The organism is Candidatus Thiodiazotropha sp. CDECU1 (genome assembly GCF_963455295.1).
Lineage (GTDB): Bacteria > Pseudomonadota > Gammaproteobacteria > Chromatiales > Chromatiaceae > Thiodiazotropha.
Genome location: NZ_OY734020.1, coordinates 2676319 through 2702006, shown reverse-complemented (window position 1 = coordinate 2702006; position 25688 = coordinate 2676319). Strand labels below are relative to the sequence as shown.

Genomic DNA, 25688 nt, shown 5'->3' with positions numbered 1-25688 from the left:
AATCAGTACTCTTCTGCAGTCCGGGTAGTTGTTTTGGGGAGCATCAATTGACCCTACGATAGCTGGGCTCATGCTGTCAACGGGCTCGGCTCAAGCTGGAAAAGTATCTATCCATCTAGTTCATTGACAACGATCTGCGGATGGCGTTCTGATTCCAGTATGGGGAATTGCAGATTCGGTATGCTATATTCTAAGCATATGAAAAATCAGACATATGCAGATATGACAGTGGATTCCGCAGGGTCGGTGGCGGGACGTTTTGTTAGTGACATTGTTTTACAATTCAAAACAGAGATGATCTGCAAGGGAACGAATTTAGCGGTTGAATGGATCCCTTACAATTGAGTTGAAGGCAGCTCCCCTTCCAATGCCTTGAGGAAGGCCACAATCTCTCCAACCTCGGTATCGCTCAGGGCCTGATGGGTTGCCACACTGAGTCGTTGCTCACCCTTCAGCCACTGGATGGTCTCATCATCCCTCTCATCGTTGCTTATGGTCTTGCCCAGTTGAACCTGGGCCATGATGCGTACCGCCTCTTCCAGGGACGTGACGGAACCATTGTGGAAGTAGGGGGCGGTGCGGGTCACATTGCGGAGTGAGGGTATGCGCCAGACACCTCCGCCTGCACCATCCTTGCTTTTCGAAGCGCCCAGATCCTCATTCAAACGGTGGCGTCTCTCATATTCCGTGTTGGGAATAGAAGGAAATATTCTGTAGGGTGTATCTTCGCTGAAGTGACTTGCAGCGCTGAAATTCGGCCCGGAGTGACAAAGGATACAGCCGGTTGATTCGAACAGCGCCATGCCACGAATCTGTTGTTTGGAGAGAGCACTGGCATCGCCCCTGACAAAACGGTCATAGGGGGAGTCTGGTGTAATCAGGGTGCGTTCATAGGCGGCGATGGCCTTGGCGATGTTGTCGATCGTGATCGACGGCTGACCGGGAAAAGCCAAGGCGAACGCCTCGACATATTCCTGAATACCCTTCACGGTCTCGACTACCCGATCCAATGAGGGCATACCCATCTCGATGGGGTTGACCAGTGGCCCCTTAGCCTGATCCTCTAGGGAGGCGGCGCGACCGTCCCAGAACAGCACCTTTTGGAAGGCGGCGTTGAGCACGGTGGGTGCATTTCTCGTCCCTTGCTGAGCATCGATACCGATCGAAGCGCTCAGTCCGTCACTGCCACCTTTAGCATCGGAAATTTCATGGCAGGAGGCACATGAAAGGGTGCCGTCAGCCGACAACCGGGTATCGAAGAAGAGCATTTTACCAAGCCTGACCTTCTCCACCGTTGACGGATTGTCCCGAGGCGATGGTGCAGTGGAGGGGAGAGCCTGCCAGGTGTAGGGGGTTTTCACCATTCGCGGGTCATACAGTCTGCTGTTTGTGGTCATGACAGAAGCGAACACATGTTGACGCTCTGGAAACAGGGCCAACATGGGTCCCGGATTGAGGGAAAAGAGGATGACAAGGCCGATCTTCAAGCTAAAGGCGATGATGCCGGTTCCAAGGCCTATGCCAAGCAGCCATCTTCGCCGCTGGTCGGGTGCGATTTCACGTACCATGCTGATGAGCAGAAAAAAACCGGCGACAATCGCAACCGTGCCGAAAGCAAGAAGTTCAACGCTGCCTGTATTCATCCCAATGTTCCTGAAACTGCAGTGACGAATCGCCGTTCAACCCCTATTTCAGGCCGAGATTCCGGTAGAGCATCAGGCCCGGGCAGATACCGGTTAAGCCGGCAAAGACCAGCATCCCGGCTGGCAGGTAGAGAAACCAGTGCACCTGGTTCCAGCCGGACAATCCGATACCGGTGAAGAGCAGGGTGGCGACAGTTAGGAAGAGCATGCGTTGGGCACTCATTGATATTCTCCAAGATGTTGAAATGTCTTGAAGTAGAGCATATGTTCAAGGAGAATAATTTAGAAATTTTATTTATGAATGGAATTGATTTAAAAATCGAATGAATTGAAACATGAATCTGAAACAACTTCAGTTCGCCGCTCACGTGGCCGAGACCCACTCATTCAGTCGCGCCGCAGAGCTCAGCTTCGCCACCCAACCCACCCTCTCCAATGCCATCTCGCAACTCGAGGATGAGTTGGGTGGCAGATTGTTCAACCGCACCACGCGCAGGGTGGATCTGACCCCCTTTGGTGAATTTATGCTGCCGCGAATCAATGAGGTACTGCAGAGTCGGAATGAGTTGGCCAAGGCGGCAGAGTCCTACCACAATCCAACCCACAAGATGCTGCGCATCGGTTTTTCACCCTTGGTTGACATGCAACGCTTGGATCAGGTGTTGGCGCCCTATCGGCAGGCCAATCCGGATATCACCATATTCTTCAAGGAGTGTTTCATCGATGATCTGGCCACACGCCTGAGCAAAGGACAGATCGATGTTCAGATCCTGCCAAGGGTAAAGGAGAGTAATGCGGAACATGCCTGTCTCTTCTATCGGGACCCGCTTTACTATCTGCCTGCATCTGCTGACAGTCAGAGCTCAAGCCATCTTTCTTTCAAGATTGCCGACCTGCCAGCCACCCCGATAATCCTTACTGGTGGTGGTTGCGGGCTCAACGCCGCCCTGACGACAATACTCAAATCCAAGGGTGTCGAGCTGCATGCCTATGCAGGGCAGGCCCTTACCTATCAGGTGATAGAGGATTGGGTCTCCTTGGGGATAGGTGCCGGGATTCTGCCGAAGGCCAAGATCTCAGCCGAAAACAAGGCAAGCTATCCGTTGTTTATGGAAAAGGATGAACCTGCCTGTTTCAGCTTCGAGTGGAGCTGGCAACCTGAATGCACTGAACACGCACATGTTAAATCCTTTATCGATTACATTCAGACCACAGTCCCGGCATTGGTCAGTGGTCAGGCCAAAGCAGCTGACCAGCAGGGTGTGGGCTAAGCACACTGGTGGCGATCTCGATTGATTTAAAAACTGAATAAATTTCATTCTTAAATACAATTTCTCATTCAATCAACAAAAACCTACTCTGAAATGGTGATCGACAATTCGTGTCGTTCCACAATCCAAATTTTTGCTGTTTAGGAGTAGTCACAATGAAGATCCGTTTCTACAAGCTTGTCACTAGCGCTGTTCTGCCACTCGTCTTGGCTTGCGCTTCACCATCCATAATTGCCGGCAATGATGAGTCATCTGAGGCTTCACTCTATGAACGCCTGGGCGGCTATAACGCAATCACTGCTGTGGTGGATGATGTGGTTGTGCAGATTGCCGCAGACGAAAAACTTGGCCGTTTTTGGGCCCATCGAGGAGATGACGGTATCACTCGGGAAAAACAGTTGATAGTGGATTTTATTGTGGCCAAAGCGGGTGGTCGTCTCTACTACAGAGGACGGGATATGAAGCTATCCCATGAAGGCATGAGCATTGATGAGAAGGATTGGGAAATCCTGATAACCGCGCTGAAAAATACCCTGCACAAATTCAAAGTGCCTGCCAAGGAGAGTCGAGAAGTATTGGATTTCTTTGCCAGTACAAAGAAAGACATTGTGGAGAAATCGTAACAAGCACCATAAGCTTACTGGTCTGTTGTTCTCGAGTGCTTGTAACTCCTGGCGTGTGATCAGCACGACTCGATAAAAGGGGTTACACGCTACTCGAGACGATACGTGAAGCCTTGGCGTAGACTGGCTGGTAAGCGCAATCGCACAATCATGATTATCACCGGGCCGCGCAGCTGGATATTTGGTGATAGGGTCTTCCCTTGGGCAACATATGGCCTCAATTAAAGGTATGACACACATCTGACGTTAACCTATTGAATTCGCTTTAACAGCTCTTGAAGCGTTTCCCCAATAGGTCTTCCTGAAACAGAAGTGATCGAAAGGATTTTAGAATGGACACAACCAGCCCATATGCCACGCCAAAAGCCGAAGTACTGAGTAATCAGGAAGAGTATGGATCCATCAATATTTTATCTGCAAAGGGACGAATAGGACGCCTGCGCTATATCGTCTACACCATCGGCATCACATTCTTTTGCTATCTGATTATGGGGGGGTTATCAGGGCTGTTCGCGGCGACCCTGTCTGAGGATTCAGTTGGTCTGCTCATACTGCCTATTACTGCACTCGGAATCGGTGCCATGTTTTTCATCAATATTGTGCTGACGATTCAGCGATGTCATGACTTTAACATGTCAGGTTGGTTGAGTTTGATTCTTGTAATCCCACTTGTGCCTCTTATTTTCTGGTTTATACCTGGCACCGTGGGGGCAAACAAATATGGTCCTCAGTCACCACCGAATCGAAGTGGGGTCATGATCATTGTGATAATACTTGTCATGATCGTGGTTTTGGGAATCTTGGCGGCTATAGCGATCCCTGCCTATCAGGAATACCTGACACGAGCCGCTGCAGCAGGGATGTAGTATTTGCCCACTTAAAGCTGTCGGTACGCCCATTGCTGAGGGCATAGTAGTTATCTTACAGCCCGCAGTCGTTATGTGGTGGCATGGGTAGATGAAAGCAGCCGTGAAATGGTGCGGTTTCTGCTCTGTGGATAAAATTGTAAAAAAGCGGGCTAAATGGAGTACCGACATATATAAGCACCATGAAGATGGGGCTTTTTGTTATTTCCGGTACTCTGTTTGGGTCTTTGAATATGGTGCCCGGTGAGGGACCAAAATCGAACTGTAACAGCAATCTTTTTGCACAATGGGAGGTAAATAGCAAGGATATAACTGAGGCGCTGGACGGTGTACTAACACCGGAGGATTGCGAAGAGGTTTTCGACACGCTGGCGGAGTGGAATGAGTATCTGGAACAACATGTTCCGTATTTCCGGGAGCCGCAGATATGAGCAGCGGCACCCGATCAAATCCAGGGCTTTCTAACGCATTTCACGCGGTTTCCTCCGAAAGTCAGCCTCTGAAAGCAGAAAAGAAAGACGCTCCGGCCCCGTTTTCCCTGCGTCTGAGCACCAGTGAGCGTGCATACCTGGAGGAACTGGCCGGGAACCAGCCGCTAGGAGCCTACATCCGGGACCGTCTCCTGGGGGAGAAGGCCCACAAACGCCGCCGATTCAGAAAACCGCAAATCAACGACGAGATGGCGGCCCGGTTTCTGGCTGAACTTGGAAAGTCGCGTTATGCCTCCAACCTGAACCAGCTCAGTAAGGCCGTGCATACCGGGACGCTGGACGTTTCCCAGGATGTGGAACAGGAGATACGAGAGGCCTGCGAAAGCGTTCAGATAATGCGTGATGTTCTGATGCAGGTGTTCGGGGTTCTGCCGGGGAGGGAGAAATGATCCTGCACGGCAATCAGCGGGGCGGAGCGAAGAACCTGGCCCTGCATCTTACGAAGGACGAAAACGACCATGTTGAAATTCATGAACTACGTGGCTTCGTGGCGGATGACCTGATTTCGGCGTTGCGGGAAGTGGAGGTTATCAGCCGGGGAACGAAGCGGACAAAGCAGTATCTCTATTCCCTGAGCCTGAATCCGCCGCCGGATGAAACTGTCCCGACGCCCGTGTTTGAGAAAACAATTGAGCGCGCCGAGCAGAAGCTCGGCCTGGATGGACAACCTCGGGCCGTGGTGTTCCACACCAAAGAGGGGAGACGGCATTGCCATGTCGTATGGTCACGGATTGACGCATCAGCCATGAAGGCCATTCCGCTCCCTTTTACGAAACGAAAGTTGACGGAACTATCGCGGGATTTATTCCTGGAACAGGGCTGGAAAATGCCCCGTGGCCTGATGAGTCCCGGTCAGCGTGATCCCGGCAATTTCACGCTGGCGCAGTGGCAGCAGGCCAAACGGACCGGTAAAGACCCTAAAGCGATCAAACAGACCTTTCGGGAATGCTGGGCGGCCAGTGACAGCCAAAGCGCTTTTGCCAGGGCTCTTAAAGAGCGCGGTTATGTATTGGCCAGAGGGGACCGCCGGGGCGTGGTGGCGCTGGATCATCGTTGCGAGGTGTTCTCCGTTTCAAAATGGGCGGGCGTACGCGCCAAAGACGTACGCGGCAGGCTCACAGACCCGGACAACCTGCCAAACGTTACGGAAGCCCGCTCAGAGATCGCGCGGGAGATGTCCGCCCACCTGGAAAACCTTCGTCATCACCAGAAAGCGGCTATCGCCATTCGTATCGGACAGATCAGGGACAAGCAACAAAAGCTGGCAAAAGAGCACCGCTCGGAACGTGACAGGTTGCAAAGGCGTCACGAGGTCCGCACCCGGGCCGAAACGAAGGCGCGGCATGCCCGGTTCCGAAAAGGCCTGAGGGGGCTGTTCGACCGCTTCACGGGGCGGCATCGTCAGATCGCCAGGCAAAATGAACAGGACGCGCATCTGGCCCATGTCCGGGACCGGCAGGAAAAGGATGATCTGATATTCAGGCAGGTTGAACGGGAAAGCGCGATTCATCGCAGGATCGGACGGTTGCGGGGCTATGACGAGCGCACCAAACATGACCTGGAAAGGGATATTTCCCGGTATGAAGATGTCAGGGCGCAAAACCGGGATACGGTCAAATTCGAACGCTCGGGCAACTCTCAAGTACCCTCTGTTTCGCACGGGTATCACAGATAAGCCAAGTTATAATAAAAAACCGACTTTGTCGGGCTAGGTATTAGCTATTATTTGTAGTAGTCGCGATTTGGTCTAATAGTTACAGGTATACAATGTTTTTAATAGAGAATGCCTATTCCTATTTGGTTATACTCTTGGCTACTCTTATTATTTCTTGGGTCTTCTCCATCTACCCATTTTATTTCTAATGATACCACGATTCCTTGCTGGTTCTTTGGTGGTGATTCTGTTAATTGCCATGAGATACCGTATGCTTTGAGTTTATGGGTATCATCTCCATCATCAATATCATCATCTTCAGAAAAATCATTCCAATAAGAATAAGAATAGAACAAGGAAAGTCTACCGTTATCTAGTTTTTTAAAAAAAGGATAAAATGTAATATCAATATCTGTGTAAAATCGACTAACATTTCCTTCATTATTGTCTTCTGCATCAATAATATTTTCGTATTCAAGACCTACTGTTGGTGCCCAATACCACTTAAAATCATCGCTACCTTTCAAATAATTGATACCCGCCTTACCCCATATACCAGTTAGTTCACCAATTGCAAGTAGACTTTTCGAATCCTTCTTTTTGTCTGTTTTGTGGGCAAATGAAAATTCTGGAATGAAACTATATCCATCTGTCAAATCCCCCCAGCTATCTTCCACGGCGAATACTAATGCTGAAAGATCCTGCTCTTTTGTTATAAGAGTATTCTTATGTCTCTCAAGTGTTAAGGAAAACTCTCTATCAGAACCTTGGGGTAAATAGCTTCCTTTTATCGCTAAATCTAAGGAGGTTGATGAGTCCCCTTCGTCTGGTGATGTGCGTTGAATAAGTGCAGGTTTTGATGTTAAATTTTTGTCCCTACTATGTTGTCTTATCGACCAACTAAATTCTTCCTGTGAGTGAGATAATGTGGTGTAAAGAAAAAAAACTACAGTTCCGGCTGTGGTGTATAAAAATCTCACAATCTCTCCCTCCATGATATTATTATTACTTGGTTTCTGAAGCTTTTTTAATCTGCTTGATAACTAATTCGCATGCGTCACTAACTTTGTTTAGCTTTCCGCAAGTATCTTTGCTTACTCTATACCCACCATGTTTTCGAATGATTTTATTTAGAGGTTTTGCTAACTCGCGTCTAAAGGCTTTTACAAAACCAAGATCACCAAAAAACTCTGTATCTGGTTGCACATTAGAACTATCGTCTCCCATCGCCTTAACAATCTTCTTAATAGTATTAATGACCTCTTCACATATTACGCTATCGTCAATCATGGAATTCCCTTTTTATGCTTTATACAGCAGATAATGATATGTCTGTATCGTGTCCAAAATTAAACAAAGTGTCTTCTAGACAAATCGTTATGATTCTTTATTTAGGTGTTACCTAAGAAACACAATGCAACGAATAATTTGCCGGTTATGTTTATTTATTTGGATGCGACAGAAATCAGAATGAAAAAAGGTTTCACTGTCAACCTCCATGGTCTTGCGTGTTTTTATTAAATGATTTGTTCTATGAGTTTAATAATTTAGCTCAAGTTATATGAAATGCAAGAGATACTAAATATTACCCCTTTAATAATCATTGTTTATTTAATGTATTTGGCTTTCATTTAACGTGAGAGGTGGGCAAGACATGTAGAAGTGGATATTGATTAGAGTATAATCACCTGGAATGAGGTATTATCTGGTAAGAAAATCTCAGGTTTTAGAACAGGGAAACTGGCACATTTTATTTCGCCGGTCTGTACTCAAACGTCGCCCGGACGATGCCGTGATCAGATAAGCCGTCTTCTTTATGGTTATCTGCATTCAGGTGATCGTTAAACAGCTCCATGCCTTTAAACGCCCAGAGCCGTTTGCGGGAATTATCGTAAAACTCTTGCGAGACCAGGATATGATCCAGGGTTTCTTTAATTTTCTGATAAATATGCGTGTAGTACACATCGCGCAGGCTGCGGTATTCCTGCAATGTTCCGGTTGTATAAAGCGCCGTATCGCTTCCACCCTTATCCAGGCCGCTTAACAGGTAGTTGGGCTGTCCGGTCAGGATATTTAACGTGTTGCTAAGCTGGGAGTCATTCAAGTCACCCAACACAACAACCGGATTTTCATTACCTTTCATTTCTTCTGTCAGGATCATGCGTAGCGCCGCCGCTTCGGCTGTGCGCCGGATAGTAGAAATAGCCGCCCCCAATGCTGAGCTATGTTTAGAATAGTACGTTTTATGATCCTTGTACCATTGCTCGTAGTAGATTTTTGAGGGGGCCTTGGATTTTAAATGCGCGACGTAGACGGAGATCGTTTTGCCATTGGATCGCGGCTTTACGCGAAAATGCAGTACGGGCCGTGAAAATGCATGAATGGAGACGGCAATCTCGCCGGTTTGCGGATCATCCCCGCCGCTATCCAGCCTGAACTTCTCCGGGAAATCGCTGATCCATTCCGGCTCTCCAACCAGGATGTCTTTCCGCACCGCGCCCGCGCATACGATAGACTCCCCGGCATGACCTGGAGGAGCCATGAGCGTATACTCTTCCTCCGGTTTCGCCGCCTTGAAAACGTCTTTCAGCGCTTTGGCGTGCCAGAGTTCCTGGAATCCCCAGATGTCACTTCCTACCGTGTTGATCATCTGTCCGGTCCATGCCACTTTTTTATCGTATATCTCCTGGTCCCAGCCGTCCTTGTCGTTATAGATCGGGAGTCCCGGAAGATTGATGTTGAAAAGATTGCAGGATGCAAACGTTACCTGGGTCCGTCTTGCCATGAGCTGTTTCTCCATATTCCGTGCCACATGAAAGGAGATAATAGAACATCGCTCACAGTTCCGCAGGATTTAAGCGTTGAAAATCCTGGCAAATCTCGCTTTTGCAACAGGTCGGTCATCGTCCTGTCATACCGGCCACGGAACAGGGTGGCATAACGGGGATAAACATCCACTCACCACCCGATCCCGACTTGACAGACGAGGGCTGCCAGACCCATAGTTTTCATAAATAAAAACAATTCGAACTATTCCATAGGCATAAAACGGACTTGGCCTATAGTGCGGGCGCAGTCCATGGAGGAGATACATATGAGTCTTTACGCGCGCCTACTGCCCGGTTCTTCTCTTCTTCTTTTTCGACTGCTGCCGTTCTTATCCAGTGGTGTCGTTCCGAACGGCGGACCAGTCAACTCAACCACGCCCGTAATCGCCTTTAATAAATCATAGATATCCCGGAGGAAGAGACCATGAAACGCTTACTTCCAGTCCTCGCGCTATCGCTGTGCGGGGGTTTTTATATGGGTGGGTCTTATGCCTCCTGTCCGAGTTCAGTTCCTCCTTCATCGGGGGACGGTGCGTTTGTGAGAGTTGGAACTCGTACTTATGGCGAAGACGGGTTTGTGAATGGTTGTGATGAATATGTGACGTCAACGACAGGTTCGGGAAATGAGTCTTATGATGCACATGCACAAAGAACGTTGGGAGTTTTAGAGGGGTCAGCTGATTGGGCAGCGTCTGCTATTCGTAGAGGTATGAGCGTAGCAGCGTCTTTAGATATTCATAGGCCCAATATTGTTCCCGGGGGTACGAATAGCGCAACGGTTCGCGATACTTATACATTTGTGGTGCCAAGCGCTTCCCCGGAAGATCCTGTTGTGTTGAATTATAAAGAATGCAGTATGTATTCCGGTTTGCCCGAACCAACCACAGCGTTAACTACAACTACAGTGACGGTAACGGGGGGGAATGTTTCGACCATAAACAAAGGGCCGCAGATTCTGTTTCGCCATGATGGTTATGTTGATCATGATCCCCATGTTTGCAACTTCAAGACGATCAAGCTTGAGAGCAGCGGAACATATACGGCTCATCTCAGAATCAGCACTAAAATGGACCAGCCTGGTGTGCAAGGTCTGGATCGTAAAGGCGCTATTTACGCTTATAATGAGCTGGATGTCGGGAACTTGAGTTGCACGAACAGCGCTGGTGACACAGTTCCCGGATGCGGAGAGCCGCCCATACCGGAGAAGACCCGCAATCAGGCCGCAAGAGCGGTTGCGGCGGCTGGGGCTTCTGCGAATGGTGCGGGAAGTGAAGTGGCTAAGGCTGACGATCCTTGTGATGAGGTTGGCGGTCCGATCAATTATTTTTACGGTTACAAGCACAAGGACCAGCTTGATTACGCGAACGGGGTTTTGTCTTTTGTTCGTAACTACCGCAGCGATCGCGACTGGATTTTCAGTCCTGTCATGGGAGACCGCTGGCGGCATAACTTTGAAGGCAAGATAACCTACAGCGAGTATAGCGGCAACAAGTTTGCAGATGTGGTGAACAGCGCGGGCGCTGTTGTCATGTTCTATAACGAGGGCAGCGGCTGGGTGCCTTACTATGATGACGTGACGGCAACGCTTACGGGAGACAGCACCAACGGCTTTACCTTCACCACCAACAATGACACGACGTATCTCTATAGCGGCGCGGGTGAGTTGGAGCGGATCGAGTACCAAGGGCATGAAGCGGTGAACCTGTCCTACAATGCCACCAGCGGGCTTTTAGAGACTGTGAGCAACGAGCACGGGCAGAGCCTGACCTTCAACTACAACACTGACGGTTATCTCTCCAGCGTTGTGACGCCGACGGGAACCTTCACTTACGGCTATGATACCGATTTCAATCTGATCAGTGTAACCAAGCCCGATACGAAGGTGGTGACCTATAACTACGATGATACGAACTGGCCCCATGCGTTGACCTCTATCGAGGATGAGCGCGGGGAAACTATCGGGACGTATACCTACAATGCGGTGAGCGGCAAGGCGCTGACGACCAGTTCCCCGGTGAAGGTCGGCGGCTCAATGACGGATAGTACCTACAGCGTGGCGTACAACACAGACCGCACGGTTACCGTGACCAATCCGCTGGGCAAGCAGACCACGTACCATTTCACGACTGTGAACGGCCTGCAAAAGCTGGTGGACGTGGAGGGGCATGCCTCGACCAACTGCGCAGCGGCGAACAAGTCTTACAGCTATACGGATGAGGGCTGGCTTGCGGGCAAGACGGACTGGGAAGGCAACGTTACCAGCTACGGCTATGATGCCTATAACCGGCTGGATACGATCACGGAAGATGACGGCGGGCCGGACGAGCGCGAGACGGTTGTAACCTATACGGGCACGAGCGGCCATCTTGCCGATACGATCACGATGGACGGACTTGTTATCGATTATGACTATGACAGCGATAACCGTTTGACGCAGGTGACCTATACCGACACGGCAGCCACCCCCAACGTGAGCCGCGTTCACGGGTTTAGCTATTACGCGAACAGCACGGACGGAAACGGTAACACAGTGCTCGGCAAGCTCCAGACCTACACGAACCCGCGCGGCTATGATACGGATTTGACGTATGACGCAAGCGGGTTGCTCGACACCGTGACCAACGAGAAAGGCCATGTGTGGGACGTGTATTCGAGAGACAGCGCCGGACGTATCACAGAAATTCTCGATCCGAACGGCACCAAGGACAAAATCGACTATGACGCGCTGGGGCGGATGACCAAGTACACGCAGGCCAACAACCGCAGCGCGCCCGTGAAAGGCTCCACGACTTACGCCTATTACGATGACGGGGCGCTGTACAAGACGACGCTGGCCAACGGCGTTTACCTGAAGAACTACTACGACGAGGCGGGGCGGCTTGAGAAAATCAACAGCTCCGACAGCGGCGAGTATTACTACTTCGACGATGCCGGGAACGTGCTGGAGACCAAGCGCAAGAAGATCGGCGGTTCCATCACGTACCGCTACTTCAAGGAGTTCGACGAGCTTTCGCGCCTGCTCTCGACGCATCACACCAACGACGATGTGAGCTACGCCTACGACAAAAACAGCAACGTGACCAGCATCACGGACGGCAATGACTATTCCTCGACGCTGGACTATGACGGGCTGAACCGCCTTATCCAGCATACGGACAGGCGCGGGGGCGTGAGCGACTTCACCTATAGCCCGCTTGACGACCTTTTGGGGGTTGCGTTTGGCTCGACCACGGACAGCGATAGCAACAGCTATCCGGTGGAGCTTGAGACAACCTACAGCGTCAACAGCTTCGGGGATGTGGAGAGCGAGAGCAGCCCGGACCGTGGCACCACCACCTACAGCTATGACGCCAACGGCAACGTGACGCAGCGCGTGGACGCGGAAGGGCGCACGGTGCAATACGGCTATGACGAGATCGACCGCCTGACCGGCATCACCTACCCGAACGACAGCACCCTGAACGTGACGCTGACCTATGACAGCGCGAGCGGGTGCGGGGCTTCGGACGGGCGTTTGTGCACGGTCTACAGCCCGTCCTTCGGCACGGTGGATTACGTCTATGACGATGCGGGCCGTGTGACGCAGGTCAGCGAAACCCCGGCAGGAGCGACATTCAGCCTCGACACGTATTACGGGTATGACGCGGCGAACTATGTGACCTCGGTCATCTACCCTTCGGGGCGCGAAGTGACGTACAGCTATAACCTGAACGGTGAAGTGACGGAGGTCACCGCCGAGGTAAACAGCACGGTCACGACGCTGGCAGACAGCATGGTGTATATGCCCTTTGGCCCTGTTGAGAGCATGGACTACGGGAACGGGCTGAGTGAAGCCAACACGTATGACGCGGGGAACCGCCTGCTCACGCGTGAGGTAACGGACGGCGTAACGCCTGTGATGGATGATACCTACACCTACGACAGCAACGGCAACGTGGACAGCGTAAACGGCGAGAAACACAGCTACAGCCGGAATGACGAGCTTGTGAAGCAAGGGGCGTTTGAGTACCTGCTTGACGGCGCGGGCAACCGTTTGGAAAAATCGCGCTGGAGCCAGAATATAGACATCGACTACCTCTATGCGTATGACGGCACGAGCTACGGCAGCCGGATCGAGGAAATCTATGACGGCTACGCAAGCAGCACGATAGCGGGTATCACGCTGGACGATGCGGGGATGACGGACAGCTACGGCTCCCAAAGCTACATCTGGGACGAGGCTGGCCGCCTGATCGAGGTGAAGCAGGGCGCTTCTACGCTTGGCGCCTATGCCTATGATCCGCAGAACCGGCGCACAGCCAAAACGGCAGGCTCTACAACCGTGTACTATGTGCATGGCCGAGGCGGCGCTCTGTACGGCGAGTATGACGGCACAGGGGCGCTTGTAAGGGAGTATGTGCACTTCGATGGCCGTCCTTTGGCGCAGGTGGACGCGGGCACGAGCGAAGCGCTCACCTATCTGCATACGGATCATCTTGGCACGCCGCGGGAAGGCACGGACGACAGCGGCTCCAGTGTCTGGTCATGGGCCTATGCGCATAACGTGTTTGGCGACACCCCGCCGACGGGCAGCGCAACGGTCAATCTTCGGATGCCGGGGCAGTACGCGGACGCGGAAAGCGGTCTGTTCTACAACCACCACCGCTATTACGACCCGGCCACAGGCCGCTATATCTCCAGCGATCCTATCGGCCTGGCGGGCGGCCTCAACACCTTCGCCTACGCCATGGCCAACCCCGCAAACTACACCGACCCGGAGGGATTGCGGGCATCGGCACCGGCGAGAGGCGTTCCTTACTTAAGCACATGCTTACAAATCCTTGAGTTCTTTCAGGGACGGCCACTGTGCAATAATGAGCCTGCTTGCTGCAAGAAGCATGGTTTGGAATGCCCGCAGCCTGTGTTTGCGAACGAGGCGAACCAGCCGGAGCAGCCCGCTCCCGGCAAGAAGGCAGGAAGCAACAAAGGTGAGGAGGTGCCAGGTGAGGAAGGGGAGAAGCTTGATGATGATTATGGGGATTTGACAGAGGAAGAAATACAAGATATCCAAGATGCTGTAGATGCTGCGGGTAGACCTATTGATATTGTAGGATCAGCAGTTGATGGCGAAAGAACCGAGGACAGTGATATTGATTATACGACTGTTCCAGCTAATAAGCCCTATTTTGATGACCCTGCTTCGCTCCCTGGTATTGATGAAGATGATGGTATTTTACAAGGAGCACCAGATAGAGGTTCGGAGTCTATACGTTTTGAACCCGGCGTGAAACCAAGGAGAGTAAGGAATTAAAATGGCTAATTTGACTAGATACTGGTTTGAATTTGAAAAACCGGATAAAGATGAAGTATGGCGTCTTGCTAAAGCAGGAGTAGGAAGGGGTTGTGGCGTGACCGCTTTCACGGAAGATGATGCGCTAAACATATTAAAAAGTGAACTTTTTAATGAAGGAGATGTTCCTGCTGTTAAGAAAGTTACACCAGATATAGATGTTAATACCTTGGACAAAGGTCACGTAATTCCCAATATGGGAGTAGTTTCAATGAGGGGCGTTTGGTATCCTAGAATGAATATTTAGGGTAAGTCATTTTAATATCTGTGAGCCCATCCGAGGGCATTTTTTATTCTTTTTTCCGGCATGGTGGTTTATGTGTATGACTATGCGTGCTAGGTGGAGTTGAACGAGACCCCACTAGGCACGTATTTCAGTCTCAACACACAAGGCTCCGCATTAGAGCTTTATGTGTCTTTATACGTGTAATAAATTTGACAACCTGAGGTATTTCGCAGTATTTTAGTAGGACAATATAAACAAAGCACAAGGACGGGTGTGATGGCGGATACGCCGGAAGATGTAGGACTGGACAGCAAGGCTCAAACCGAGCGTGACAGGATTGACCTGAATCATGAGCATGCAGGCAATGATACTGGCCGGATCAAACGTTTCCTGGTCGAAGGCGCTTCCGGCTACAGCGCACAAAGCGAAGAAAAGAAATCCGAGCGCCGTTTACAAACTCTTCTTGAAATACTCTTAGCCGAAGACCCGCAATATGCGGCTCTGTACAAGCGCGTATCCGAAAAACTCAATGATGCTCAGCAGGCCGTTGACTCGGCGTTGGTTGACATAAACCAACGCCTCGAAGCTTCCGATAGGAAGCTTCAACAAATGCGTGAAAACGCCGGGGAACTGGAGGATGGAACGAAAGTGTTTCGTTCTTCTCTTGACGGTAGCATTTATACCGAAGACGGGCAACGCTTAAGTGACGAAGAGGCGCACAATATCAACATTCCTGACGGCGCGGCGAGTTGGGAAAATTACCGCAGGCAAAAAGAAGAACGTGACCTGGCCCTGCGCCAGCGTGAAGACGTTGAGCGGTATCAGCGAGAGGTCCTTGATCCGTCCAAAGACCGCATGAATGATCCGAATAACCCGCCTTCAGAGGAAGAGTTAAAAGGCATTGAGCGCCGTATTGAGGATGAAATACCGGACGTAGTACGGAACAAACTGCTTAAGAGTGAGTTACAGGCCTCTCACGTAGAACATCCCCCTATTTCCGCTGCCCATGAAATGGTTGAAGAAACAAATCTGAATGTTCCCGATATGAGCAAGTCTTTTGACCTGGCCAGTGTCGGCGTCCCGGACATTGCTCCTGCTCCCGACTCTGTGCCGAATCAACAGGCAACACGGACACTAGGCTAAAGCAAAAAGCGCTCAGCTCCAATTCTACTTATTTTTCCTGGAACACGCCGCAATCCCGGCGCAATAAAGCAATCACAATGCTGGTTGGCGTATAGTCAGGGTACTTTTTAAAGCTCTTCATAAGAAGAGCCTCTTTATTGTCGTAGTCGGCTGCAAGCCAGTTCCAGACGCATTTCCCCTTTTCTTCATCATCCAGAAACGCCACATGCCCGAGCACCGTAAACGCGCCGGAGTACCACCAGTGCCGTTGTCCTTCTGTATATTTCAGGAAATCGCTGTTTTTTAAACCGCCTGCTTGCGCAACATTCAGCATCCCGGCTGTTAAAAAGAGAACAAGGATGGCGATCATCAGAACGGCGGATTTCGCGGGAGAGAGCCGTCCTTGATTGAATCCGCCCGTAGTATCATTTGCTACGGCCACGAGATAATTCTCCTTTTAGACTTGGAATGATCAACTTATGGATAGAAATTGATCATCACGAAATATCTCCTGTTTATCAGTATGTTAGGGGTGCGCGATTGCAGGTGATGACTCACACTCCCCCCTCAAAACCGCTTGACAGACAAAGGCAAGCATTTACACTATCAATTATTATCCATTTATTGATAGTTATACTAAATGATCAAGGAGGATCGCCATGCCAAGAGGAAGCACCCAATCCCGTAACCACCCGCCCAAAGGCGCGACCCTCAAGGTTGAGCCTATCCGTGACCTGGAAGCAATCAGCGAGATCAAGCGCTATCTCTCCGGTGAAGGGAATTGGCGGGATTACTGCCTCTTTACGTTAGGAATCAACACAGCGTTTCGCGCCAGCGATTTATTGTCCCTGACCGTGGGCCAGGTGGAAAACCTGGAACCCGGAGACTTGCTGGAGATTAAAGAGAAGAAGACCCGCAAATACCGGGCTGTGACCGTTAATAAAACAGCTTATTACGCCCTGCGGGTCTGGCTGAATGCTCACCCCGCGCGGAGCGACCCGGATGCGCCACTCTTTCTCTCGCAGCGCCGCCGGGCGGCTCTTTGTGTCTCGTCCGTCAACCGCCTGGTCAAAAAATGGTGCCGGTATGGCGGTCTTCACGGCCAGTTCGGTTCACATACCATGCGCAAGACGTGGGGCTATCAGCAGCGTAAAGCCAATGACGCGTCACTACCGCTGCTCATGAGCGCCTTCGGGCACCGCACCGAGGCCCAGACGCTGGAATATTTGTATATCCAGCCACGTGAGTTGCGTGATTTGTTTTTCGGGCTTGAATTGTGAAGTGCATGCCCCCTTCTCAGACTACTCAATGCGTGTGCCATAATGCGCTACAGGTGCTTTTCAAGTCGTGAGAAGGAAACGCCGTAGACGATAAACATCAACTTGTTCTTCGAGGAAATCAAATGGAAATGGGATCAATAGAAAGTATTTTCAAGGAAATCTCGGACCACGATGCACCCGCTGATTTAAAAATCAAACTCTACGATAACAATTTTCAGAAATGGACATTAATTATATCGTCAGGCTCTTTTATTGTTGCCCTATTCATTGCACTGCTCACTGCAAATATTGAAATTGAAGGGGAACGGCAGAAATTAACAGTATTAGTCCTTATTGTGATTTCCCAAATAGGAGCAATTTTATATCTCTTAGCAATTCCAATTGAAGCAATTAAAATTGCCAGAAAACCCTCGAAACATTTTCTGGAGCCTGTAGGCACTTCTACAAATAAAGACTTTAAGCTTGCTCAATCTCTTTCCAGATATGAAGAATCACTTCTTGTTAATGTTTTGAAACGTCTTCAGCTTGAAACAGCACAAATGAGAGGCCGCGTTGCATTGTTGGTTGGGGCAATAGAGAAAGTTGGGATTATACCTGTGTCTGTTGCCACGCTTGTTGCGCTATATAAATATTTTGATGGCAGTAAAACAAACTTCGAATGGATTGACCATGTGGCATTTGGGCTTATGTTTCTCTATTTGGTTATGTTTTTCATTGTGCTGTTTGTTCACCGACTCGAACGCTATGTTCTTATTGCCGAAACAGCCCTGAATATCAAAGCGCCTGAGCGTTCCGAAACAGGGAACCAATAATTCTGATAAGGGGCATGCCCCTAGAACTCGTGGGCGTTGGTGACGATCACCTCGCGGTCAATCTCAACGATCTCGCCGTTGTAGCCCATGTCGCGGGCGATGGCGTCGTAGTCGATATAGAAGCGCAGGTTCTCTGGAATATCGGTGGTCTCTTCGATTAGCTCCTGCGCATAATCGGCGGCGCTGCCGTGGAAGATGCAGACCTCTTCGTAGCGTGTGAGAGCGTCCTCCAGGTCAAAGCCGCAATCCAGCAGGAAGCAAAGCTGGTCGATTTGCTCTGTATCGAGGTCATCTAGTTCTTCAAACCAGAGTGCAACGGTTCCCTGACCAATCCCGGCGGCGTTGGCGAGTCGAGTAAGGCCACATTCACCGTCAATAAACTGGATTTCGACTTCTTCACAGCCTTTGGCGTTCAGCTTTTCCATTCCGGCCTCGAAAGCTTCAAGGCTGTCAAAGTAAAATCCGGTGTGATCGATGGAGTATGGCTGGGCGTAAAAGGTGGTCATGGTCTTATCTCCTGCTATTCGTGAAATCGTGGCTTCACGGCAGGCAGCAGCCATTAAGGAGAGCGGAACGGTCCGAAGGCCATCAAAATTGGCGCGGCCCGCAAGAATGAGGACACGGGTTTGATGGCCGTAGCCGAAGGGAAGACTTGCAGCGTCCGGGCTGATGCCAGGCTTGCCACAGTTAAATTTCACGGGAGCTAAGGAGATCTAGATATGAGCAGAGTTCTCAGCAGTAGCATTCGCTAAAGAAACGGAACTTTACCGGTATCGGTAAGTGAAGGGAAATGGGTTGTTTTTGATTAACCGTGCTAAAAATGAATATTCCGGGAGACTTTCGTGTAAATCCGTGGCAATATGGCGAAATACGGGCGAATCGCAGAAGTGGTGCAGTAAAAGTAAGCATATCAAGAGAGGTTAGAGTTTATTCCCATGGCACGAAGTGATCTCATTATCAATCTCGTAAAGGCAGGTGTTATGGGGGACGCAGCGGATGTGCGGGCAACGGCTGAAGCGATTGCTGCGGACGAGCGGGCAAAAAAGCACACGGGTGTGGCAGACCGAATTGCGCGCGTTCTCGATACTGCGCAACCAAATAATAGAAACGGGCATGCTAAGCCTGTTCCGAGAGTGAGAGATGGTTCAGGTGGAATTCAACGCTATGAGCCCAGGCGGTCAATATGCGATCTCTATTTGGATGAATCAGTTCGAAGCGCATGTGATGAACTGATAGAAGAGCAGCAGCGAGCTGACGTTTTAAGGGCGCACGGTATGGAGCCGCGGCATCGTGTGTTACTTGCCGGTCCACCTGGAAACGGCAAGACATCCCTTGCGGAAGCTTTAGCCTTTGAATTGGCGCTTCCACTTTTCACAGTGCGATATGAGGCAGTCGTAACGAGTTATCTTGGCGAGACGGCGCAACGATTACGGCGTTTATTTGATTTTGTACGAACAGAGCCGTGTGTGCTGTTTTTTGATGAGTTCGATGCTATCGGTAAAGAGCGTGGTGATATTCATGAAACCGGCGAAATAAAGCGGGTTGTAACGACACTGCTTTTACAGCTTGATGATTTGCCGCCTTACTGTGTATTAGTTGGCGCAACCAATCATCCAGAGCTGCTTGACAGGGCAGCTTGGCGACGGTTTGAGTTTCGGCTTAAGCTTGACAAGCCATCGCCGAAACAAATGATTTCGTACTTTTCTGATCAACTGAAAACACTTTATGGACAACCAGGTTATACAGCGAAACGTCTGTGTGAAACACTCATGCCGACGAGCTATTCAGAGGCGGAAGCTTTCTTTTTGGACGTAAAGCGTCGTCTTGCTTTGGCACAGGGGGAACGTGAATTGCGGTCTATTCTTGATAGTCGCGTGAAAGTTTTTGCTTCACGGCGTTATAAACCTGATGGAGACATGGAAGATGGCTGACAGACCTATTTTACGATTTCCTGACCCGACGCCATTTACCAGGAAAACTGGTAAGCCAAGAACACCACCGCGACCACATGGGCCAGGAAAAACTATTCAGAGCCACCGTTTCCAAAGAACATTCGAACGCCTTGATGGTGCATTAAATACAGATGAGCCGGAAGTTGTACTTCGTCAAGACCCAGCCGGTATTGCTCCAGAGCGGGCGCTGGTTTTCATCACTGCCGGAAATATCCAAAATTTCGCACGTGCTGCTAGTGACATAGGTCTTGAGGTATTTGCTGAAACTGAACTTGAAGAGGTTTTGGCGTTTCCTGAAGGATTTATTCCCCCAGACAAAGAAAAAGCGCTTTCAAGAACGCTCTACGCTACGATGCCAACGTTGGCGGTTTTTGAGCAGATATTGTCGCTATGGAAGGCATATCAAAATGGTGAATCCAAACCTAGAGGCGCTGCTCCCTGGTGGAATGCTTTTGATCTCTTACTAGAGATACGTCCCTGGGGACCGGAAGACAGACTTACTGAGAGTGCGCGTGAAGTTATCGAAGACAGGCTTCCGCTCGACGACAACAAAGAAACTACACTGGAAATTGAACTATGGCCAACAATTAATCAAGCAAAACGGGCAAGCTGGCGAAAGGAGACGGAAGATCGCATCGCTGGACTTGGTGGGGGAATAGTTGATCGAAGTATAATTGAGGAAATTGGGTTTACTTATGATGCTATATTGGCCCGGATGCCTGTCCATGCAGTACGGACAATGCTTGATGCCCCGGCAAGCGCTGGTGGGCTGGCTACACTGGAGGGCGTTCAATTCATCTTGCCACAAACCATAGGGCAAGCGGTACCAGACGATAAAGAAAGCGACACTGGAGAGGGTGAATCGGAGGGAAATTTTGATGTTGCTGCTCCGATTCGAGTTGCGCTCTTGGATGGAACGCCTGTTGCTGGACATGCAGCGCTCGACGGAGGTGTGGTTATAGAAGACGTTCATGATCTCGTGAGACTATCTACGGTCGATCAACGTTACCATGCCACAGCGATGGCTTCGCTGATCTTGCGTGGAGACCTGGAAAGTGACGGAAAACCATTACAGGATACACGCCTCGTAAGTATTCCTTTGCTTGTGGACAGTGATTCTGGTCCATGGTCACCAGGAGACAAGCTATTTGTTGATTTGGTTCATTCTGCTTTGGTGCACTTATTGACAGGTGATGAAGCGCTTTCAACAGATGTCTTTGTTGTGAACTTTTCTATTGGCGTGCCTGATAATCGCTTTGCAGGTCGAATAAGTGCTCTAGCCCGCCTTATGGACTGGTGGTCCGTAAAGGAAGGTGTTTTATTTGTTATTTCAGCAGGCAATATCGGTGACCCCATTATTTTGTCAGGTATCAGTGCTAGCGCATTTGAAGATGCAGATGAGAATGAACAACGTGGCATCGTTCGCACAGCAATGAGGGAATTGTCTCATGGACGCACCTTGCTTTCTCCTGCGGAAGCATTGAATAGTGTAACAGTGGGTGCGATTTCAAGGGATTTGAATGGTTACACAGCTCCAGATGTATCTGGAATCATAAGACTAGAAGGCCCAGACGGCCAGACACCTCAAATAACGAGTGCGCGTGGACTCGGTTTACACCGTTCAATTAAGCCTGATATCTTGGAGATTGGTGGAAGTCAGGAAGTACGTGCCTTTCCTCAGGGGCAGAATACGAGACTTCATTATGTTGAACCTTCTCAGCGGACGGGGCTTATTGTGGCTGCACCACGCGGCGGTATGCAGGGAACTTTGAAATCCCGTGGAACCAGCGCAGCTACAGCTATGGCAACCCGAGCTATCCTACAATCTGCTGAGGTACTTGTCGGAGAGAATGGCCCTTACGAAGGGCAAGAACTTCCACGATGGACTTATGCTTTGCTAACACGCGCCTTAGCCGTAAATGCTGCGCGATGGCCTGACGATGCTCGTGATCTCTACGAAGAAGAAAATCATCTTTTGGGGCCGCACCAACATGTCAGGGCAAAAGAAGAAGTTTGCCGTCACTTTGGGCATGGCGTCATCGCTCCGGAGTTGATGCGGCATTCCCCTGAAAATGGTGTGACCTTGGTGGGATTTGGCTCCATCCGCAAGGATCAGGCGCAGATTTTTAGAATGCCCCTTCCTGCCTCCATGTCAGGTGATCGTGTGCCGCGTTCAATGCGGACGACAATCGCATGGTTTTCACCAGTAAATCCTGCGCGTGCGCAATATCGTCTTGCGAGTTTGGAAGCTGTTATTGCTGACGATGTTGATGAGGAAGAGGATAAAGGCTGGAGCTTGGCACTAAAATCTGATGGACCGGACGCGAATATGGTGAAGCGTGGATCGGTATGGTCAAGGAGAATGGTAAACAAAAAACTGACTGTACCGGATTTCGGTGAGGATGGGGAATTACCAATTCGTGTTCAATGCCGAGATACCTCGAATGGTGGACTCAACCAGGATGAGGATATTACGTTTGCTCTTGCTGTAACGTTACAGGTTGAAGCAGATGTTCAATACGATGTTTTTGACGAGGTTGAAACAAAAATCCGTTTGCGATTGCAACCAGGTGCGCATTAAATCGTAGTGGTTATCTGTATTTCGCATCCAGGGGCGTTCCCCTGGTCATCATCCACTGGCGAAACAGTGGTCGTGGTTGAGTGGTGAGACGCTCACGGCACCCAATCGGCGGGCGGTTGGTGCATGGTTCGGTGCAGGTGGAGAGGACAATTCTCAATGCCCTGCGAGTGCTCAACCGGCGATACGGTTGCATGGCGCATAAACGCCCGATGCCTGCGGTGCGCCATTTCAGCTCTTGCCTGAGGAGGATGGTTTCCCGTCTTCCGAAACCTAGAGCGGCCCAGAGGGATGCAACGGGAGAGCGGCAGCGATCTCCCTTGCCAAGGTAGCGTTGTAGTACAACGCACACCTTGCGTGAAACGCGAACATCATGAACAAAGCGTAATACAAACAGCGTGCCGTATTACGGCCACTGGAAAGGCATGCCAAGCTATGCCTCTCACAGGCAATTAAGGCAGGGTATCGTTAAGATTTGCTAATCTAAGGCGACAATCGTTGTTATGGTGCAGGAGATAGGAATGTCCGGTTCGAAGTCAGCTGACAATGGGATTTGGGTACTCCGTGCCCCCATCGTGAACACCAAGCATTTACGGTATGCCATCTACTGGTTTGTGGTTGGCATGGCATGCCTCGGCCTCCTGATTGGTTTTGCTGGAGGGTTAAGCAGCAGCCCGATTGTCGGGGTGGCTTTACCTCTGTTGTTTGCGCTGATCGGCGGCTCTGGAGGGGTTTATTTAACGCGGGTCGATTATAGTGATGTTTCGACACCCGATAAAATCCGTGCGGCAGGTATCAGCATTCTCGCGTTTGCCATTTGTGTTGGTTTAGGCGGCACGGCAGGCGTGATGCTGCGGCTTCATTACGATGAGGCGCTTCGTGAAGTTGATGGAACTCTGACAAGCGCTTCCACGGTAGAGTTTTTTGAACTGCAACTACTCAGTGCGCGCTTATCGTCTGCCGGAGTCGGGCCCGCCGAAAGCACGCTGGCACTCAAGCACGCTCAAGCACAGTTTTCGGCGTGGCATACTCCCGTTCCTGAAGAAGAACTTGACTGGTATTTGGAGCGTGTTGAAGCGCTTCTGAAACAACTCAAACCGAAACTCGCTCATGCCCAAGCCCAAAACATAAGTTTGCCTGAAGAAGTGCCGAGATATCTTGATAGGCTCCAGACGTTCTCCGACAAATTGTCAGTATGGAAGCGCCTGCCGGATCTTGGCGGTATGACGCGTGTCCGGCTTACCGCCGCTCAAAGTTCTATTTTTAGAGCGGTCACTGAATTTGCATTCTCCGATTCTGACGAACGGACGTGGGCAACTCAACACCTGACGTCCGTTGATCCGCTCATAGAACTTTTCGAGCGTATTGATGAAGACCTGTTGGCATTAAAGCCTCCACAATGGTATGCAGGAGACGCTTGGAACGATTACCTGAATATGCTTATCACATCTGGCAAGAACCTGCCGCCAGCTATTCATAACGCAGAGGAAATCATGCCATACATGGAACACTAATTATGTTGGCCGACAGGCCAGAATTTTAATCGCTGAACATCCCCCCATTCTGGTCTTGGTTTCCAAAGGGCGCTGAAAGCTCTTTGGTCATGGGAGGCAGCAGGAACGCTCCCTTGAATGCTGATTGAACGGCTACACGTTCACTGGCATCCTGCCTAAAGGACTACTTTTTTTGCAATACCGGAACTATATGCGCGATTTAGAAGTTTATTGCAGTGCAGCAGTGCTTTCTTTTCCGTGCCGCTGGCGCTATGGCCGAAAGTCGAGCATTCTGGTGATTAAGCGACTGAGCGATTATCCGTGACAGCAAGATAATCGCTCAGGTAGCTTAATCCAGACGTTTAAAACGGGCTATCAAACTCATCTTCCTGGTCGGTACCCAGGAGGTGTGACAACCGTTCTACATCCCGCACACCAGCCTTGCCTTGTGCAATACGATTGCGCAGGGTATGGATTTCGGTCTGCCTGTTCTGGAACTGCTCCTGTGTTTCCCCGAGACGGAAACCGCCTGTCATCTCCAGCCATTGATCCTTGGGCCGGATATTGGGTACCTCGTAGTGCATCTCTTTATCCCGCCAGTCGTCATTGACCGCACCTCCGGCTTCCAGTTCGAAATCATAGAACCCACGCTTTCCGGCCATACGCGGTAAGGTGACGCGCACAGATATGTTGATGGTATCGCCGCAAAAAAGTTTATCATCCAACGGCTCCCCCTGAAGCTGCCCGGTGACAGTAATCACCAACTTGTCTCCTGTATCTTCAATCCTGGCATCCTCATAATACGGGCATTCGGTAAAGGCAGCGTTGGTCTCCGCCATCGTGCCAGAGAGCTCATCTGAAATCACATTATCATGTTCAATCAGCAGGACCTCCATGATATAGGTCTCAAGGCTCTCATACAGCCAGACATTGCCGCCACAATGTCCATTATCAGAGAGAAAGGCTGCAAGCTGCTTGGCCAACGCTTCGGATGGCGGCAAATCCTCCGGTAAACCGCTAAGGCGGTTACGCCGACGTTCCATTAAGGGAATGTCCGGGACAAAGATATAGGCTTCTTCAAGGTTATCTAGCGGATAGGCGGTTTCTGCAATCAAAGCTGCATGGCTTTTATAGCCGAAGAAGGCCGCAACCAGTTCCCGCGCGTGGGTTGCTTTCAGCTTTTGGGAAGATGTAGCCGTGTAAGCGGTGCGCAAATAATCGGCGCACAATTTAGAGAGATTGGTACTCATGCGAGTATCTCCTTTCATAAACAATGCTGGACTTGTATGTAGCGAAGAGTGTTTAAGGCACTACGTTTGCCAGCAGGTTTAAAAAGAGATCATCTGCATGGAAATGGCAGTGTCATTTAAGCGCTGTCTTTTCGGTCACTCATAGCCGTGGCGTTCAGCTCCTGGGTCGAGATTCTACCATAGGGGAGTGAACTCGAACAAGAGCGAACCCCTGGGAAATGGACCGGGCGGCTTTCCGAGGCCAGCCAACGGGGCCGAGTTTGCAAGCCA

Annotated in this window: 22 protein-coding genes; 14 read left to right on the top strand and 8 right to left on the bottom strand. The window is 50.3% G+C overall.

All coding sequences use genetic code 11. The features are described 5' to 3' along the window. Positions 1-335: 335 nt before the first annotated feature. Both R2K28_RS12290 and R2K28_RS12285 read right to left on the bottom strand, forming a co-directional pair. The gene (locus tag R2K28_RS12290; protein ID WP_316364704.1) at positions 336-1643 is read right to left on the bottom strand and encodes a cytochrome-c peroxidase; all 1308 of its coding nucleotides are present in this window, start codon (positions 1641-1643) and stop codon (positions 336-338) included. Positions 1644-1686: 43 nt separating this feature from the next. Further along, entirely contained in the window at positions 1687-1866 is a 180-nt protein-coding gene (locus R2K28_RS12285; RefSeq protein ID WP_316364703.1) for a hypothetical protein, read from the bottom strand. 112 nt (positions 1867-1978) lie between these two features. Here R2K28_RS12285 and R2K28_RS12280 point away from each other — a divergent pair, with 112 nt between their 5' ends. The 6 genes from R2K28_RS12280 to R2K28_RS12255 all read left to right on the top strand — a co-directional run bounded on the left by R2K28_RS12280 (position 1979) and on the right by R2K28_RS12255 (position 6569). Next, positions 1979-2914, top strand: coding sequence for a LysR family transcriptional regulator (locus tag R2K28_RS12280; RefSeq protein ID WP_316364701.1), 936 nt, complete (start codon positions 1979-1981; stop codon positions 2912-2914). A gap of 155 nt (positions 2915-3069) precedes the next feature. After that, positions 3070-3537, top strand: a complete 468-nt coding sequence (locus R2K28_RS12275) for a group I truncated hemoglobin (RefSeq protein ID WP_316364699.1) — start codon at positions 3070-3072, stop codon at positions 3535-3537. A 332-nt stretch (positions 3538-3869) separates the two neighbouring features. Then, positions 3870-4403: a DUF805 domain-containing protein gene (locus R2K28_RS12270; protein ID WP_316364696.1), complete on the top strand. Its 534-nt coding sequence runs from the start codon at positions 3870-3872 to the stop codon at positions 4401-4403. A gap of 182 nt (positions 4404-4585) precedes the next feature. Continuing rightward, positions 4586-4834, top strand: coding sequence for a hypothetical protein (locus R2K28_RS12265; RefSeq protein WP_316364695.1), 249 nt, complete (start codon positions 4586-4588; stop codon positions 4832-4834). After that, positions 4831-5283: a hypothetical protein gene (locus tag R2K28_RS12260; RefSeq protein ID WP_316364694.1), complete on the top strand. Its 453-nt coding sequence runs from the start codon at positions 4831-4833 to the stop codon at positions 5281-5283. Before R2K28_RS12265 ends, R2K28_RS12260 begins: the two co-directional genes overlap by 4 nt. After that, positions 5280-6569 (top strand): relaxase/mobilization nuclease domain-containing protein, encoded by a 1290-nt coding sequence (locus R2K28_RS12255; RefSeq protein ID WP_316364691.1) that lies wholly within the window; start codon positions 5280-5282, stop codon positions 6567-6569. Before R2K28_RS12260 ends, R2K28_RS12255 begins: the two co-directional genes overlap by 4 nt. 98 nt (positions 6570-6667) lie before the next feature. Here the strand turns inward: R2K28_RS12255 and R2K28_RS12250 are convergent, their stop codons facing one another. The 3 genes from R2K28_RS12250 to R2K28_RS12240 all read right to left on the bottom strand — a co-directional run bounded on the left by R2K28_RS12250 (position 6668) and on the right by R2K28_RS12240 (position 9333). Continuing rightward, entirely contained in the window at positions 6668-7528 is an 861-nt protein-coding gene (locus tag R2K28_RS12250) for a hypothetical protein (protein ID WP_316364690.1), read from the bottom strand. A 25-nt stretch (positions 7529-7553) separates the two neighbouring features. After that, positions 7554-7838, bottom strand: coding sequence for a hypothetical protein (locus tag R2K28_RS12245; RefSeq protein WP_316364689.1), 285 nt, complete (start codon positions 7836-7838; stop codon positions 7554-7556). Between the two features lie 460 nt (positions 7839-8298). Beyond that, positions 8299-9333, bottom strand: coding sequence for an endonuclease/exonuclease/phosphatase family protein (locus R2K28_RS12240; protein WP_316364687.1), 1035 nt, complete (start codon positions 9331-9333; stop codon positions 8299-8301). A gap of 875 nt (positions 9334-10208) precedes the next feature. Between R2K28_RS12240 and R2K28_RS12235 the strand changes: the two genes are divergently transcribed. From R2K28_RS12235 to R2K28_RS12225, 3 genes are all read left to right on the top strand, one after another. Beyond that, entirely contained in the window at positions 10209-14666 is a 4458-nt protein-coding gene (locus R2K28_RS12235; RefSeq protein ID WP_316364685.1) for an RHS repeat-associated core domain-containing protein, read from the top strand. 1 nt (position 14667) lies between these two features. Beyond that, positions 14668-14952 (top strand): hypothetical protein, encoded by a 285-nt coding sequence (locus R2K28_RS12230; RefSeq protein ID WP_316364684.1) that lies wholly within the window; start codon positions 14668-14670, stop codon positions 14950-14952. A 255-nt stretch (positions 14953-15207) separates the two neighbouring features. Then, positions 15208-16074 (top strand): hypothetical protein, encoded by an 867-nt coding sequence (locus tag R2K28_RS12225; protein WP_316364682.1) that lies wholly within the window; start codon positions 15208-15210, stop codon positions 16072-16074. Positions 16075-16102: 28 nt separating this feature from the next. Here the strand turns inward: R2K28_RS12225 and R2K28_RS12220 are convergent, their stop codons facing one another. Next, complete coding sequence (locus tag R2K28_RS12220) at positions 16103-16495, bottom strand: hypothetical protein (protein ID WP_316364680.1); 393 nt, start codon at positions 16493-16495, stop codon at positions 16103-16105. 217 nt (positions 16496-16712) lie between these two features. Here R2K28_RS12220 and R2K28_RS12215 point away from each other — a divergent pair, with 217 nt between their 5' ends. After that, a complete protein-coding gene (locus R2K28_RS12215) occupies positions 16713-17333 on the top strand; it encodes a tyrosine-type recombinase/integrase (RefSeq protein WP_316364678.1) in 621 nt (206 codons plus the stop codon). Positions 17334-17455: 122 nt separating this feature from the next. Continuing rightward, complete coding sequence (locus R2K28_RS12210) at positions 17456-18145, top strand: hypothetical protein (protein WP_316364675.1); 690 nt, start codon at positions 17456-17458, stop codon at positions 18143-18145. A 20-nt stretch (positions 18146-18165) separates the two neighbouring features. Here R2K28_RS12210 and R2K28_RS12205 read toward each other — a convergent pair whose 3' ends face one another. Continuing rightward, the gene (locus tag R2K28_RS12205; RefSeq protein ID WP_316364672.1) at positions 18166-18843 is read right to left on the bottom strand and encodes an antirestriction protein ArdA; all 678 of its coding nucleotides are present in this window, start codon (positions 18841-18843) and stop codon (positions 18166-18168) included. A 237-nt stretch (positions 18844-19080) separates the two neighbouring features. Here R2K28_RS12205 and R2K28_RS12200 point away from each other — a divergent pair, with 237 nt between their 5' ends. From R2K28_RS12200 to R2K28_RS12190, 3 genes are all read left to right on the top strand, one after another. Beyond that, complete coding sequence (locus R2K28_RS12200) at positions 19081-20076, top strand: AAA family ATPase (protein WP_316364671.1); 996 nt, start codon at positions 19081-19083, stop codon at positions 20074-20076. Next, positions 20069-22678, top strand: a complete 2610-nt coding sequence (locus tag R2K28_RS12195) for a S8 family peptidase (protein ID WP_316364668.1) — start codon at positions 20069-20071, stop codon at positions 22676-22678. The genes R2K28_RS12200 and R2K28_RS12195 overlap by 8 nt, the downstream gene beginning before the upstream one ends. Positions 22679-23196: 518 nt before the next feature. Continuing rightward, positions 23197-24189, top strand: a complete 993-nt coding sequence (locus tag R2K28_RS12190; protein WP_316364665.1) for a hypothetical protein — start codon at positions 23197-23199, stop codon at positions 24187-24189. A gap of 341 nt (positions 24190-24530) precedes the next feature. Here the strand turns inward: R2K28_RS12190 and R2K28_RS12185 are convergent, their stop codons facing one another. Then, positions 24531-25418, bottom strand: a complete 888-nt coding sequence (locus R2K28_RS12185; RefSeq protein WP_316364662.1) for a hypothetical protein — start codon at positions 25416-25418, stop codon at positions 24531-24533. Between the last annotated feature and the right edge of the window lie 270 nt (positions 25419-25688).

Coding starts and splice junctions, on each gene's coding strand:
- R2K28_RS12290 (WP_316364704.1), bottom strand. CDS start 1,643: ATGAATACAGGCAGCGTTGAACTTCTTGCTTTCGGCACGGTTGCGATT.
- R2K28_RS12280 (WP_316364701.1), top strand. CDS start 1,979: ATGAATCTGAAACAACTTCAGTTCGCCGCTCACGTGGCCGAGACCCAC.
- R2K28_RS12265 (WP_316364695.1), top strand. CDS start 4,586: ATGAAGATGGGGCTTTTTGTTATTTCCGGTACTCTGTTTGGGTCTTTG.
- R2K28_RS12240 (WP_316364687.1), bottom strand. CDS start 9,333: ATGGCAAGACGGACCCAGGTAACGTTTGCATCCTGCAATCTTTTCAAC.
- R2K28_RS12200 (WP_316364671.1), top strand. CDS start 19,081: ATGGCACGAAGTGATCTCATTATCAATCTCGTAAAGGCAGGTGTTATG.
- R2K28_RS12195 (WP_316364668.1), top strand. CDS start 20,069: ATGGCTGACAGACCTATTTTACGATTTCCTGACCCGACGCCATTTACC.
- R2K28_RS12215 (WP_316364678.1), top strand. CDS start 16,713: ATGCCAAGAGGAAGCACCCAATCCCGTAACCACCCGCCCAAAGGCGCG.
- R2K28_RS12190 (WP_316364665.1), top strand. CDS start 23,197: ATGTCCGGTTCGAAGTCAGCTGACAATGGGATTTGGGTACTCCGTGCC.
- R2K28_RS12225 (WP_316364682.1), top strand. CDS start 15,208: ATGGCGGATACGCCGGAAGATGTAGGACTGGACAGCAAGGCTCAAACC.
- R2K28_RS12270 (WP_316364696.1), top strand. CDS start 3,870: ATGGACACAACCAGCCCATATGCCACGCCAAAAGCCGAAGTACTGAGT.
- R2K28_RS12185 (WP_316364662.1), bottom strand. CDS start 25,418: ATGAGTACCAATCTCTCTAAATTGTGCGCCGATTATTTGCGCACCGCT.
- R2K28_RS12255 (WP_316364691.1), top strand. CDS start 5,280: ATGATCCTGCACGGCAATCAGCGGGGCGGAGCGAAGAACCTGGCCCTG.
- R2K28_RS12245 (WP_316364689.1), bottom strand. CDS start 7,838: ATGATTGACGATAGCGTAATATGTGAAGAGGTCATTAATACTATTAAG.
- R2K28_RS12275 (WP_316364699.1), top strand. CDS start 3,070: ATGAAGATCCGTTTCTACAAGCTTGTCACTAGCGCTGTTCTGCCACTC.
- R2K28_RS12285 (WP_316364703.1), bottom strand. CDS start 1,866: ATGAGTGCCCAACGCATGCTCTTCCTAACTGTCGCCACCCTGCTCTTC.
- R2K28_RS12230 (WP_316364684.1), top strand. CDS start 14,668: ATGGCTAATTTGACTAGATACTGGTTTGAATTTGAAAAACCGGATAAA.
- R2K28_RS12260 (WP_316364694.1), top strand. CDS start 4,831: ATGAGCAGCGGCACCCGATCAAATCCAGGGCTTTCTAACGCATTTCAC.
- R2K28_RS12210 (WP_316364675.1), top strand. CDS start 17,456: ATGGAAATGGGATCAATAGAAAGTATTTTCAAGGAAATCTCGGACCAC.